12 protein-coding genes are annotated in these 13738 nt (G+C 60.5%); 1 reads left to right on the top strand and 11 read right to left on the bottom strand.

Annotated elements, in window-relative coordinates; all coding sequences use genetic code 11:
* Positions 1-5 precede the first annotated feature (5 nt).
* From ACFORG_RS03855 to ACFORG_RS03805, 11 genes are all read right to left on the bottom strand, one after another.
* Complete coding sequence (locus ACFORG_RS03855) at positions 6-1685, bottom strand: ABC transporter ATP-binding protein (protein ID WP_386734076.1); 1680 nt, start codon at positions 1683-1685, stop codon at positions 6-8.
* 5 nt (positions 1686-1690) lie between these two features.
* Positions 1691-2767, bottom strand: coding sequence for an ABC transporter permease (locus tag ACFORG_RS03850; protein WP_386734075.1), 1077 nt, complete (start codon positions 2765-2767; stop codon positions 1691-1693).
* Between the two features lie 101 nt (positions 2768-2868).
* The gene (locus tag ACFORG_RS03845; protein ID WP_386734074.1) at positions 2869-4236 is read right to left on the bottom strand and encodes a CmpA/NrtA family ABC transporter substrate-binding protein; all 1368 of its coding nucleotides are present in this window, start codon (positions 4234-4236) and stop codon (positions 2869-2871) included.
* 261 nt (positions 4237-4497) lie between these two features.
* Positions 4498-5667: an ABC transporter substrate-binding protein gene (locus ACFORG_RS03840; RefSeq protein ID WP_386734073.1), complete on the bottom strand. Its 1170-nt coding sequence runs from the start codon at positions 5665-5667 to the stop codon at positions 4498-4500.
* On the bottom strand, positions 5664-6248 hold the full coding sequence (locus ACFORG_RS03835) for an ANTAR domain-containing response regulator (protein WP_386734072.1): 585 nt from the start codon (positions 6246-6248) through the stop codon (positions 5664-5666). Before ACFORG_RS03835 ends, ACFORG_RS03840 begins: the two co-directional genes overlap by 4 nt.
* 457 nt (positions 6249-6705) lie before the next feature.
* A complete protein-coding gene (locus tag ACFORG_RS03830; protein WP_386734071.1) occupies positions 6706-7629 on the bottom strand; it encodes an isoaspartyl peptidase/L-asparaginase family protein in 924 nt (307 codons plus the stop codon).
* The gene (locus tag ACFORG_RS03825; RefSeq protein WP_386734070.1) at positions 7626-8525 is read right to left on the bottom strand and encodes a polysaccharide deacetylase family protein; all 900 of its coding nucleotides are present in this window, start codon (positions 8523-8525) and stop codon (positions 7626-7628) included. Before ACFORG_RS03825 ends, ACFORG_RS03830 begins: the two co-directional genes overlap by 4 nt.
* Positions 8522-9271 (bottom strand): SDR family NAD(P)-dependent oxidoreductase, encoded by a 750-nt coding sequence (locus ACFORG_RS03820; RefSeq protein WP_386734069.1) that lies wholly within the window; start codon positions 9269-9271, stop codon positions 8522-8524. Before ACFORG_RS03820 ends, ACFORG_RS03825 begins: the two co-directional genes overlap by 4 nt.
* The gene (locus ACFORG_RS03815; RefSeq protein ID WP_386734068.1) at positions 9262-10278 is read right to left on the bottom strand and encodes a ketopantoate reductase family protein; all 1017 of its coding nucleotides are present in this window, start codon (positions 10276-10278) and stop codon (positions 9262-9264) included. Before ACFORG_RS03815 ends, ACFORG_RS03820 begins: the two co-directional genes overlap by 10 nt.
* Positions 10275-10976, bottom strand: coding sequence for a creatininase family protein (locus tag ACFORG_RS03810; protein ID WP_386734067.1), 702 nt, complete (start codon positions 10974-10976; stop codon positions 10275-10277). The genes ACFORG_RS03815 and ACFORG_RS03810 overlap by 4 nt, the downstream gene beginning before the upstream one ends.
* Entirely contained in the window at positions 10973-11974 is a 1002-nt protein-coding gene (locus ACFORG_RS03805) for a GntR family transcriptional regulator (protein ID WP_386734066.1), read from the bottom strand. The genes ACFORG_RS03810 and ACFORG_RS03805 overlap by 4 nt, the downstream gene beginning before the upstream one ends.
* Positions 11975-12136: 162 nt before the next feature.
* On the opposite strand from ACFORG_RS03805, the gene ACFORG_RS03800 reads away from it, so the two are divergent.
* On the top strand, positions 12137-13714 hold the full coding sequence (locus tag ACFORG_RS03800) for an ABC transporter substrate-binding protein (RefSeq protein WP_386734065.1): 1578 nt from the start codon (positions 12137-12139) through the stop codon (positions 13712-13714).
* Positions 13715-13738 lie beyond the last annotated feature (24 nt).

Raw genomic sequence — 13738 nt, 5'->3', positions numbered from 1 at the left:
GGTGTTCACTCCGCCGCCATGGCCTTGGGGGCCGGTTTCCTGGGCTTTGCGCCGTGTTCGTACTCTTCGAGGAAGTCGAGAACCTCCTGCCGGTAGGCGTAGTAGTCGGGATGCTTGAGCAGCGCCTTGCGCGTGCGCGGGCGCGGCAGGTCGACCGAGGTGATCTTGCCGATGGTCGCCTGCGGGCCGTTCGTCATCATCACCACGCGGTCGGCCAGCAGGATCGCCTCGTCCACGTCGTGGGTGACGCAGATCGCCGTGACCTTGGTGCGCGACCACACCTCCATCAGCACTTCCTGCAGCTCCCAGCGGGTGAGGCTGTCGAGCATGCCGAAGGGTTCATCGAGAAGGAGCAGTTTGGGCGACAAGGCAAAGGCGCGCGCGATGCCGACGCGCTGCTGCATGCCGTTCGACATGTCCGAGGCGGGCTTGTCCATCGCGTCGGCCAGCCCGACACGTTCAAGATAGTATTCCACCACTTCCTGCCGTTCGGCCTGGTTGGCCCTGGGATAAACCTTGTCGACCCCGATGGCGCAGTTTTCCCGCGCGGAAAGCCAGGGGAAGAGGTTGGGCGACTGGAACACCACCGCGCGCTCTGGATCTGCGCCTTCGACGTGGCGGCCATCCAGTTTGATCGCGCCTTTCGAGATCGGGTTCAGCCCGGCGGCCATGGTCAGCACCGTGGACTTGCCACAGCCCGAATGCCCGATCAGGGAAATGAACTCGCCCCGATCGATCTTGAGGTCGAAATCCTCCACCACGGTTAGCGGGCCTTTTGGGGTCGGGTAGATTTTGTGAAGTTGACTGAAATCGAGGAAACGGTCATCGATCAGCCCTTGCTGCGCTGTCTTGACCGCGGCGGGCACGCCGTGAATGGGCGTCACGTCCGGAAGTGAGCGCGTGCCTTCGACCTTGGCCTCGATCCCCACGTCCATGAGGTATTTTGTGACGTCTGCGCGCAGGCGTTTGAAAGTGTCGTTCCCGTTCATCTCCATCCGGTCGCGGGGGCGGGGGATCGTGACCTTGAACTCCTGTCCCAGCGTGCCATCCGGGTTCAGGGCGATGATACGGTCGGCAAGGATAATCGCCTCGTCGACGTCATTGGTGATCAGCACGCAGGTTTTCTTGTCGGCCTCCCAAATCCGCTCGATCTCATCAGCCAGATTGGCGCGGGTCAGCGCGTCAAGCGCCGACAGTGGCTCGTCCAGCAGGAGCATGTCCGGGTTCATCGCCAGCGCGCGGGCCACATTGACCCGCTGCCGCATACCTCCAGACAGCTCAGCCGGGCGGCGCGTGGCAGCATGGGAAAGCCCGACCATCTGTACGTAATGGGCGACCTTCTCGGCACGCTCTGCCTTGCTCAGGTTCGGAAACACCGTGTCGACCGCCAGCCCGACATTGCCGTTCACCGTGAGCCACGGCATCAGGCTGTAGCTTTGAAAGATCACGCCGCGTTCAGGGCTGGGGTCGGTGATCGGCGCGCCGCGAAAGGTGATGCGGCCCTTGGAGGGCTTTTCCAGCCCCGCCATCAGGTTGATCAGCGTCGTCTTGCCGGTGCCCGAGAAACCCAGGAGAACAAGGAACTCTCCCTCCTGTACATCGAGATTGATGTCTTTCAGGACATGTGTGGCGTGCGTACCCGAGCCAAAACTCTGGCTGACGTTTTCAAGCGAAAGGAGACCCATGGCGCTCACCGATTGTTCGTGAAGGTAAAGAGCGACTGCAGCGCATACATCACCCGGTCCAGCAGGAAGCCGATGATGCCGATGGTCAGCACGGCGACCATGATCTTGGCGAGGCTCGACGAAGACCCGTTCTGGAACTCGTCCCAGACAAATTTGCCGAGGCCGGGGTTCTGCGCCAGCATCTCGGCCGCGATCAGCACCATCCACCCAACGCCGAGGCTCAGACGCAGGCCGGTAAAGATCAGCGGCAGCGCGGAAGGCAGGACCAGCTTGGTGATCTTGGTCCAGGTATTCATCTTCAGCACCTTGGAGACATTCACCAGGTCCTTGTCGATGCTGGCCACACCCAGCGACGTGTTGATCAGCGTCGGCCAAAGCGAGCAAAGCGTCACGGTCACGGCAGAGATGACGAAGCTTTTGGGCAGCAGGCCATCATTCGAGGCCGCCAGCGCCGAGACGATCATCGTCACGATGGGCAACCATGCCAGCGGCGAGACAGGTTTGAAGATCTGGATCAGCGGATTCAGCGCCGCGTTGGCGGTGGGCGAGAGTCCCGCGAGAATACCCAAGGGTACGGCCACGACGGTGGCGATGAGAAAGCCAAAGAACACCGTCTGAATCGAGGTCCAGATTTGCTGATAATAGGTCGGCGCGCCGGTATAGGCCCGTTCGATGGGCTCTTTGCCTTGTTCAATGCGCCGGTCGTTCAGTTGCGCGATCTTGGCTTCGAATTCTTGCCTGCTTTCCGCCTTGACGCGCGCGTCTTCATGTAGGTTCACCGCTTCGGTCCAGACCTGTGCCGGGCCGGGAACGGCGCCGAGGCTTGTCTGCACCTTTGGCGCCAGTGTCCCCCAGAGAAGCAGAAAGGCGCAGATGGCGAGTATCGGTACGGCAAGCAACCGCCAGATATCCTTCATCTGTGCGCGCGGGTTGTCCCCGGCAGCAGCCTTCAGGATTGGCGTGACCCAACTTAGCCCCAATACCTGAAACCATTTGTCGGCGGCGTTGATGCGGGTGAAGAGCCGCGCACGCCGCTCTTCGCGCTCAGCGGCCTCGGAAAAATTCGGATCGACGGTTGTCATCGGAAAAAACCTTCGCTTTTGCGGAAGCAGAGTGTGGGTCGAAGCCCAACCTTGCGCCTGGTCTGTGCGTCGGGTGGGTTTTCAACCCACCCTTCGCCGCGTCAGCCTTGGACTTCGCTGCCGACGACACGCTGTTCGCCTTTCAACCCGATCGGCAAGCTGTCGAGATAGGCGTTGGGAGCGCGGCCGTCATAGGGAATGCCGTCGATGATATCGGCCGCGGGCGTCGGTTCCTTGTAACCGTCGCTTTCCCAAGGGAAATCAGCCTCATTGGCCAGGCCTTCGTCGACAAGCAGGCGTGCGGCTTCAAGGTAGATTTCCGGTTTGTAGACCGACTTTGCGACCTCGTCATACCAGCTGTCCGGCTTAGCTTCGTCGATCTGGCCCCAGCGCCGCATCTGCGTCAGATACCAAACCGCATCCGAATAGAACGGGTAGGTCGCGTTGTAGCGGAAGAAGACGTTGAAGTCGGGGATGTCGCGCTTGTCGCCCTTTTCGAACTCGAAGAAACCAGTCATCGAGTTGGCGATCACGTCGTAATCCGCGCCCACGTATTCAGCGCGGCTGAGGATCTCGACCGCTTCGGGACGGTTGGCGTTGTCGTTCTCATCAAGCCAGATCGCAGCACGGATCAGTGCCTTGGTCACGGCAAGCGTGGTGTTAGGGTATTGCTCGGCGAATTCTGCGGTAATGCCGAAGACCTTCTCGGGGTTGTTCTTCCAGAGTTGGTAATCGGTGATGACCGGCACGCCGATGCCCTTGAACACGGCCTGCTGGTTCCATGGCTCTCCCACGCAATAGCCGTAGATCGTACCGGCCTCGAGCGTTGCAGGCATCTGAGGCGGAGGCGTCACCGACAGGAAGACATCCGCGCCGATCTGGCCCGTCACGTTCTTGGGCGAGTAGTAGCCCGGATGCAAACCGCCCGCGGCCAACCAATAGCGCAATTCGTAGTTATGGGTCGAAACCGGAAAGACCATACCCATGTTGAAGGGTTTGCCCTCGTCGCGGAACTCTTCGACAACCGGGGCGAGCGCTTCGGCAGAAATCGGATGCTGTGGGCGGCCATCCTCCATCTTGGGAATATGCGGCAGCATCTTTTCCCAAACCTCGTTCGACACGGTAATGCCATTGCCGTTCAGGTCCATGGAGAAGGGAGTTATGATATGGGCCTCGGTTCCGAAACCGATGGTCGCGGCAAGCGGCTGACCGGCCAGCATGTGAGCGCCATCGAGCTGACCGTCGATCACACCGTCCAGCAGCACTTTCCAATTGGCCTGCGCCTCGAGGGTGACGAACAGGCCCTCGTCAAGGAAATAGCCGTTTTCATAGGCGACGGCGAGCGGGGCCATATCCGTCAGCTTGATGAAACCAAAGGTCAGTTCATCTTTTTCCAAGTCCAGAAGTTCGGCAAAGCCCGGGCTTGCCAAAGCGGTCGTGGTCGCAAGACCGATCAGGATCTTTTTCATCCGTTGTCCTTTCTCGATGCCCGGGAGGGAGGAGGACCCGGGCAGAACGCAAAAAAAGGCCGTTCACCAACCGCCGAAGGAATTCGGCGGAAAGCGAGCGGCCTTGCTCAGAGTTTCCCTGTCATTGGGAGAATTCGGTGCGACCCACCCCGTTGCAGGTCGACGACTCAACCATGCGGCAGTGCAGCATTCGTTGTCACGACATTTCGAGACATACAGCCAGAATGTCGCAGCAACACGTCGGGCCTGCTCAAAAAACGATCAATCGGACAGATCAGGGTCAAAAACCGCGCCATCAAAGAAACGATCCGGCAGCAGGTTCATTCGTCCGCGCGTGGATGCGACCGCAGTCGGATGATGAATCACACCTTCGAGTTTTTCCGAAGCTCCGGGTAGGTCAGCATCGGTCTGCGCCATGTGTTGGCGGTATAGATCTGACCGGAATACACGGGCGGCTGCGTTCAAATCAGCGTCAAGCCCGTGGAATCGTGCGAGCCGGGAAGCGATCCATTTCGCTTGGCTGCGCCATGGAAAACTTGCGGCGGCCCCGTGAAAGCGCAGGAAATCGTCATTCTGGCGCTGCTCGCCCTGGCCGGAAAGAATCATGCGACCCGACAAAGCGCGATCAATCAGTTCGGCCGGCAGATCGAGATAGCCTGGCCGGGACAGGATTTCAGCTGCGGCGATCCGGCTTTCGGGCTTTGCCAGCCAGCGTCCGGCATTCCAGACGGCCCGGATCACGCGACCCAGAAGATCAGGTTCGTTCTCAGCCCAGTCCGTGCGCGTCGCCAGAACCTTTTCCGGGGCACCTTGCCAGATCGCCTCTCCAGGCAGCAGAAGTGCTCCAACACCGCGATCCACAGCGACCGATCCCCAAGGTTCGCCCACGCAGAATGCGTCGATATCGCCCGATGCCAGCGCATCGGCCATCAGCGGCGGTGGTACGGTACGGAACTCGATGCGCTCGGTGCCAAGTTGCGTGCGTTCGGCCCAGTAGCGCAGCAATTCGACATGCATGGAGAACAGGAACGGCACACCGACCACGAGGTGGCCGTCATGCGCCGCGTCCAACGCTTCGGCAGCGCCACGTGCATCGGCGAAGTCGAACCCATAACCTGTCGCGCGCAGACGGTCTTCGAGCGGGCTGCCCAATCCGATCACGTTGCCGTTGACCGACAGGACCGACACCGCCGAAAGCGGGGTGGTCATGCCTCCCAAACCAAGTTTCATGGCGATGGGAACGGCCGACAGCAAATGCGCCGCGTCCACCCGGCCGAAAGCCAGCATATCTCGAAGTGATGACCAGGAGGGCGCCGCTATGAGATCGAGAGCAATCGCCTCGGCGTCTGCAAAGCCCAATTCCTGCGCGATTATCAGGGGGGCCGCATCCACCAGAGGCATATAGGCGACAGGAATCGTGACACGCCTCATCCCAGCAGCCCTGATGCCGTCACAAGCGCTTCGGCCACGTCGGCGACCCGGCGGCCCTGATCCATCGCCGTCTTGCGCATAAGAGCATAAGCGGCGTCCTCGTCGATGCCCTTGGCCTTCATCAAAAGGCCCTTGGCGCGGTCGATCACCTTGCGTTCCTCCAGCGCGCGGCGCGTTTCGGCCAATTCCTGCCGCATCTGACGGACCATGCCGAAACGGGCGACTGCCGCGTCGATGACAGGCTTGAGACGTTCGGGTGCCAGCCCGTCTACGACATAGGCCGATACACCGGCCTCGATCGCGGCCTTCGCCAATCCGCCAGCCGAACCGGAGACAAACATCGCCACCGGTCTTTCAAGCGGGCCGGACGCGAGGGTCAGTTCCTCCAGCATGTCACGGGTCGGGTTGTCGATATCGATCAGCACGACATCGGGCGCGTGGGTGGCGATCGTGCGGGCCAATCCGCTGTAATTCCCGATCACGAAAACCTCACAATCGCCGATATCCTTCAAGGCATCGACAATCCCGATCGCGCGATCCCGGTCCTCTTCGACAACCACGATGGTGAGTTTGGTCTGCATGATGCGTGATTGCATCACCTGTGACGAGGCGACAAGAACCGGGTCGTTCCAAGAGCCGCAATTCCGGTGGGGATCGAAAGGCCAGCATTCGTCTGCTCAATCCGCGGGCAAACCGCGATGATTTTGGTCGCTTTGACTGTTGACCCGGTCGCGCTCAGATCCTTCTTCGCATGAAGGAAACTGCGGCACTTTACCTTCGCGGGCACGCATGTTCGCGGCATAATGCGTGTTATGGTAATAAATGGAGGCGCTAGGATAGCGCATTGCGCGGTACTCGAACTCGAAGCTGTCAGTCCTCTTTGACAGGCTGTGCCCGCGACCCGGTGTTCGTTCCGACGGTTTGATTGCGCCAAGATCAAGGCTCTCGACCTTCTGAAAGGCCGTATCGTCGAAAAGACCTCCTGATGGGCGGACGGCTCGCTCCGCTCGAATTGGTGACAGAAGGTCGCGATCCCCGTCAGCGGTAAATCAGAGTGCTGAGAGGCAGATCGCTTCCAACGGAGCCGCGATACATTCCCTCACAATTGAACGGCATGGCGATGTTTCCTGCGCCGTCGATTGCGATGACACCGCCCGTGCCGTCATTCGGAGCGAGGTCATTCATGACGACATGTTCTGCAGCCTGGGATATGCTTTCTCCGAGATGCCGCATCCGGGCGCTGATTTCAGCGGCGGCGGTCCATCGCGTGAAGATTTCACCATGTCCGGTACCGGAAACGGCACAGCTGGCGTCATCTGCAAAGGTTCCGGCACCGATACAGGGCGTATCACCGACGCGACCCGGAGCCTTCGCGGTCATCCCGCCAGTCGAGGTTGCTGCGGCGACATGGCCGTGAATGTCGCGTGCCACTGCTCCAACCGTGCCATGGCGACGGGCGGGGTCATCGTTCTCCTCGCCCTTCTCGCGCATTTCCAACGTCGTCTTGAGTGCATCCCATCGAACCTGCGTGAAGAAATACTGCGCCTCTTCGAAATCAAGGTTGGCATCCCGCGCGATCCTGACAGCGTTTTCACCGATCAGCATAACATGCTCGGTTCGTTCCATGATGGCGCGAGCCGCTCTTATGGGATTGCGCGGCCCAAAAAGCCCTGCGACGGCGCCGGCATTTCTGTTTGAACCGTCCATGATGGCTGCATCCATCTCCTGCTTGCCTTCGGCTGTGAACACGGCGCCGCGACCTGCGTTGAACAGGGGTTCATCTTCAAGTGCACACACTGCCTCCGTGACAGCGTCGAGCGCAGTGCCGCCTTTTTCGAGCACGGCCTGCCCGGCTTTGAGGGCGCGGGAAAGGCCCGCGTGGTAGGCGGATTCGAGGTCAGGCGTCATCTTGGATTTCAGGATCGTTCCGGCGCCGCCATGTACGGCAAGTGCATAAGTCATGACTGTCCTTCCAGTCCGGCCGTGCGGGCGCAATGGCGCGCGATGTCGGCATGAGTGGCGACCCAGCAGTCGCCTTTTGCGGCAATGCGGTCGAGTAGGGATTCGAGAATGAACATGCGGCTTCGGTAGCCTATGACGTGCGGGTGCATCGTCAGCAGGAACAGGCCCCCTTCGGCATAAGCACCTTCGAATTCTCGGGTGAAGATGTCGAGAACAGCCTCGGGTGGCGTATAGGGGCGCTGCGCGCCGAAACGGTTCATCATGAAATAGACCGCGTCATCGCGAATCCATTCGACGGGCAACTCCACCATCCCCGTTGGTTCGCCGTCTGCGACGATTTCATAGGGGTCATCATCGGCAAACAGAGAGCTGTCGTACAAAAGACCCATCTCACGGGCGATGGCCAGCGTGTTCGGGCTGTAATCCCACGATGGCGTTCGCATGCCGACCGGACGGACACCGGTGATGGTTTCCAGTGTATCGGACGCGCGCAGCATGAGGTCCCGCTCGGTCGTCGCGTCGAGGCGCGAATTGACTTCGTGAATCCAGCCGTGCAGTCCGATCTCGTGTCCATCTTGTACAAGTGCCTGTTGTTCTTCGGGGTGAAGCAAGGCCGAGACCGCCGGGACGAAGAAACTTGCCTTGAAGCCGTGCCGGTCGAGGGCAGCGCGAATGCGCGGCAATCCGCGGCGGGTACCGAATTCGCCCCAGGAAAGGCGCGCGGGGGACAGGCCACCATCGCGCAATTCGTTCGTTTCGTGATCGCTGTCAAAGGACAGGGCAACGGCGCAGCGTGCACCGCCGGGCCATGTTGCCGGTTTCAGGTTGCGACCGGCTCGAACCTGATTGACCGTGGTGCGCCAGGTCGCCTCGTCCCACTCGTGCGGCTCGCTCATGCATGACCTCCGTCAACGGACAGGATCTGCCCGGTGATCCACCCCGCCCGATCCGACGCCAAAAAGGCGACGGCGTCCGCGATGTCATCGGCGCGGCCAAGCCTGCGCATATGAATGCCCTCGATAATCTGTCTTTGCCGGTCCCGGCCGAACGCATCCCACTGCCGTTCGGTTGACGGGTTCGACAGGACGAAACCTGGTGCGACGGAATTCACCGTGACACCATGTGGGCCAAGCTCCAGCGCAAGCTGGCGTGTCAGCCCGACCAACGCGTGTTTTGCCGAGGCATAGGCCTGAATCCCGGTCAGGCTTGGCCGCAGGCCAGCCCCTGACGAGATGGTCACAATGCGACCCCAGCCTCGTGCTTTCATTCCGGGTGCCACGGCTTGAGAACACCACATAGCGGCATCGACATTCGCCGCGAAAATCACCTGCCAGTCGGCTTCCGAGATCTCTTCGACCGGACGACCGGCTTGACCGCGGACACCGCCCGCAGCGGTTACGAGTCCGTCGATGCGCCCATGTTGCGCCTCGATCTCGGCCATCAGGGCATGTGCGCTATCGCGGCTTCCGAGATCGGCGCTGTGGGTGGTTGCTTGGCCCGAAATAGAGGTCAGGCCGTCCGCGTCGATATCTATTGCAGCCACCGTCGCGCCGGCCTCGGCAAGGCTGGTGACGATGGCGCGCCCGATCCCTTGTGCCGCTCCGGTTACGGCGAAAACGCGATTCGCAAAGTTCAGATGCATAGCGGCACCATGAGATCGAGAAGGTCAGTGGATTGCGTGCGTCGGCCTTCTTCAATGTCGTGGATCAATTCCACGAGGCGGGACAGGGCTGGTGTCTTCAATCCGTGTTTGTGGCCAAGCTCGACCAGCAGCCCGACCTGTGCATCGACCTCGGTGCGCCGCTTGCGAATGGCGAGATCGCGCCAGATGCCTGAATGGGTCTTTGCGGTGTGCCGGTTGTGCTCGATCATTGCGGCCAGCGACGCATCCATCCCGTCCTGTTCCGCGGCCAGAAACGCGCGCGGATCAAACCCGTTGAAACCGAGCGGACTTATGTTTTGCGCATCGGCAAGGCACATGACCTCGTGCCCAAGCGCCTGATAGACAGCCCGATGGTTCGGCACGGCCATCGCATCCGACATCGACAAAGGCGTAAGGGCCGTCGCGAAAAGCAAGGCACCATATCCCAGCTTACCCCACAGGTAGCCCCAGATGTTGTCGGTCAGAACGGCGTCCGGCTCGACGATGGAGAGGAGCGCGTGCAGGTCCTGAACACGGTCACTGATCTGCCCGTCAAGTTCACCAACCGCCACAGCGGCCCGGTTTCCGTAAAGAATACGCCCCGGTTCCAGCCAATCCGCCCCGAAATTGACAAAGCAGCCGATCGTGTTCTCGGTGCCAATGCGTTCGGCGATAATGCTTTCGTTCAGTCCGTTCTGGGCCGAAACGACGTAGCCCCCCGGCGCCAGATGCGGGACGAGCATGTCAAGCGCGGCCTCGGTGTGATGTGCCTTTACCGCAAGGATAATGCGCGAATACTGTCCCTCCAATTCGTCCGGCGTGCTGGCCGGCAGGATCTGCGTGAAGGTTTCAACCGGGCCTTCGATATGAAGGCAGTTCCGACGCATGACATCCACATGTTCCGCAACGATGTCGACCATGTGCACCGCGTGTCCGGCACGAGCCAGATAAGCGCCGAGGATGCCCCCGATTGCACCGGCACCCCAGATCAGGATCGGCTCACTCATGTCCAGTCGCCCTCGAGCAGGCTGCGTGTTTCCTCGACAGCCGTGGCCCAGAGTTTGTCGGTGTCGGCCTCGGGCTTTTGATACACACCGCCGTAATTGCCATCTCCGATCAGCTCGCGGACGCCGGCCGCGTTGCGGTCGCGCAGCTTTTCGAACGGGACAAAGGGCTTTTGCGCCTCGGGCATCTCCCGACCGTCGAGACGGGTCCAGGGGAAGTTCTCCATCCAGGACGCGTGCGATGCGACTGGGTCGATCTCTTGCACGCAGGCCCATGTCTGGGGCGCGCGCCACCAGTCGTGAAAGCGGCAACGGGCACCTTCGTTAGCTTCCATCCATTCCATCGTGACGGGTTGAACCGGGCTGTTGCCGCCATGGCCGTTCACGATGAGAATGCGGCGAAATCCCGTCGCGTAGAGACTGTCCAGAATGTCCCGCAGCAACGCTGCGTAGGTTGCAAGCTTGAGCGATACCGTTCCCGGAAATGCCATGAAGTAAGGGGTCAAGCCGTAGGCGACTGCCGGGAAAACCGGAACGCCCAGTGGTTCTGCGGCATCGGCCGCGACCTTTTCTGACAGAATGGAATCTACGGACAGGGACAGATAGGCGTGCTGCTCGGTCGAGCCCAAGGGCAGGACGCAGCGATCGTCTGTTTCGAGATAGCGTTCAACCTCGAACCAGTTGCTTTCGGAAATCTTCAAGAATTCTGCCCCTTTTGGTCTCGTGTTCGGCTGCGACAGGCGTCGATCGCCTGCAACAGGTCTGTTTCAATGGCGTGGCTGTCCGGCGTGTGCCGGTATTCGATGGCGGTTTGATCGGGCCGCATGTCGTGGCGCAAATCCTCAGCCCCGGTCGAGTGGATGACCACATCGGCGCGCGCCACCACGTCCGACAGGCCATCGTCCTGCCAGACGGCCGAGGTGATGCGGGTGACATGTGGTGCAAAGCGCATGATGCCCGAGCGCATGTTCGGCAGAAACTCGGGAAAAAAGGACACGATCGCGACCTGCGCCTGCGGCGAGATCGCGGCGAGAGCAATTCGCGTTTCTTCGTTCGGAATAAGGGTGATTCCGATAACCGGAAGCCCCGGGAAATAGGACTGCGCCTCGACGCGAAGGGTTCGAGGGGCCACTACAAGCCCGATCCCCTCGGGTCGGTTCCGTGCCAGTTGCTCGGTCGTGCGCGCGATGATTTCGTCCCCGTCCCGCAGGTAGGGCCTGATGTCGTCTGCGTAAGCTTCGGTCGCGTCCTGGAACGTGCCAAGCATGAGAATGCGGACATGCCCGGGGTGGTCCGGAGCGGTCGACACGCGGTAAGCCAGTTCTGCGCGTGACAGGCCCACCTCATCCCCAAGGCGCACCAACTCGCCAATTCGCCGCTCGATCTCGCGGAGTGATTTCGCCTGATGGTGGCACACTCCACCATCGGCCACGAAGGTCCCCGCTCCGACACGGCCTTCGACATGTCCCGCGCCTTGCAGTGCTGCGTAAACATTGCTCACGGTGACGGGCGACAGCCCCAGGTGGCTTGCCAGTTTCCGCACCGAGGGTAGGCGGGTGCCGGGCGGGATGTCGCCAGACGCGATCCCGTACTCCAATGCGCCCCTCAGTTGGACCGAGACCGAGACCGAAGAGGTCTTGTCCAGTGCGAGGGCAAGCCGTTCGAAGGTGCTGCCGATATCCGATAAGTCCTGGTCCATACCGTATCATTGCAGTATAACAGTGTGCTGCTCAAGCAATTTTGTACTATAGCCCAGATAATATTAGAATTTTTGTTGTTTTGGGAAGAATTGGGTTGACGGATCCTATCAAATGCTACCGTAGTGTATCACACAGATATAACAGTCCAACGGAGAGAATACATGCTCAGACATTTGCTCAAGGCGGGAGTTGCCACAGTGGCGTTGCTGTCAGTTGCGCCCGCGGCGTTTTCGCAGGAGTTGGTCATCGGACTGCGGGCCGGCCCCGATTCCATCGACCCGCACTGGTCGACGCTCGGCAGCCAGGCAGAAGCATTGCGGCACATCTATGATACGCTGGTCGATGTTGACGACACGCTGCAGCTCAAGCCAGGTCTCGCCGAAAGCTGGGAACCCATCGATGACACAACCTGGGACTTCAAGCTGCGCGAAGGTGTCACGTTCCACGACGGAACACCCTTTACCGCCGAGGACGCCAAATTCTCGATCGAGCGTATTCCGGACGTGACTGGCCCGATGTCGATGACGCTGTATACCAAGTACGTGGACTCGGTCGAAGTGATCGATGACTACACCTTGCGCGTAAAGACCAAGGGAATTGCGCCTGCGCTGCCGAACGACTTCACTCGCCTGTTCGTCGTCCCGTCCGAGACCGGCGAAGGAGTGGGCAACGAAGAGTTCAATTCCGGCGCTGCAGCAGTTGGTACCGGACCCTATCGCTTTGTCTCGTGGGAGCCCAAGGGCGACCTTGTTCTGGAACGTTTCGAAGATCACTGGCGCGGTGAAACACCTTGGGAACGTGTCGTGCGCAAGGAAATTCCTGACGATGCCGCGCGTGTTGCTGCTCTGCGCTCTGGCCAGGTGGACCTGATCAACTACGTGCCTGCAACCGATTACCTGTCGATGCAGAACAATTCTGATGTCGAAACCTTCATTTCGGATTCGGTCTACATCCTGAATGTACAGCCTTCGGTGAAGGATGAGGAGCCGCAGCCGATCCGCGTGAACGGCGAAGAGGTCGAGGGAAACCCGCTTCAGGACTTGCGCGTCCGCAAGGCGCTTGACCTTGCTATCAATCGTCAAGTTCTGGTCGATGTCGTGCTTGAAGGCCTGGGCACGCCGGCCAACCAGCTGATGCCCGAAGGTTTTTTCGGCTACACGGATGAGCTGGGTGACAAGGAATACGATATCGAGCAGGCCCGCGCGCTGCTGGCTGAAGCCGGCTATCCGGACGGTTTCGAGGTTGATTTCACCTGCACAAACAACCGTGTGCCCGGTGATGCTGTCGTGTGTGAGGCTTTGGCGCAGATGTGGTCGCGTCTTGGTCTGACGGTGAATGCGCAGGCGCTCAACGGCACGGTGTTCTTCCCGGCGGCGGCAAAGGAGGAATACACCATGGCGATGTCTGCCTGGGGGACACTGACCGGCGAGGCGGCGTACACCTATGGTGCGATGATCCACAGCAAGGACCCGGAAAAGGGCTTCGGCAACTTCAACCGTACCGGCTATTCGAACCCCGAATTCGACGAAGTGTTCGTTCGCGGGACGCAGACGCTGGATACCGAGGAGCGTCGCAAGCTCTATGAAGAAGCGTCGCGTATCGCGATGGATGATCGCGCGTTGATCCCGACGGTGATCCTGCAGTCCGTGTGGGCCGCGGACGCTGGCATGTTGACCTTTACGCCGCGTGTCGATCAGGAAACCCGGGCCTACGAGATCCAGCCTGTCGGCGAACAATAACCCGAACCGGGCGTCCCTGATCGG

Origin of the sequence: Lutimaribacter marinistellae (assembly GCF_042648365.1) — a bacterium.
Taxonomy (GTDB): Bacteria; Pseudomonadota; Alphaproteobacteria; order Rhodobacterales; family Rhodobacteraceae; genus Lutimaribacter_A; species Lutimaribacter_A marinistellae.
The sequence above is the reverse complement of the archived record's forward strand: the minus strand, read 5'-3'. Positions and strand labels throughout refer to the sequence as shown.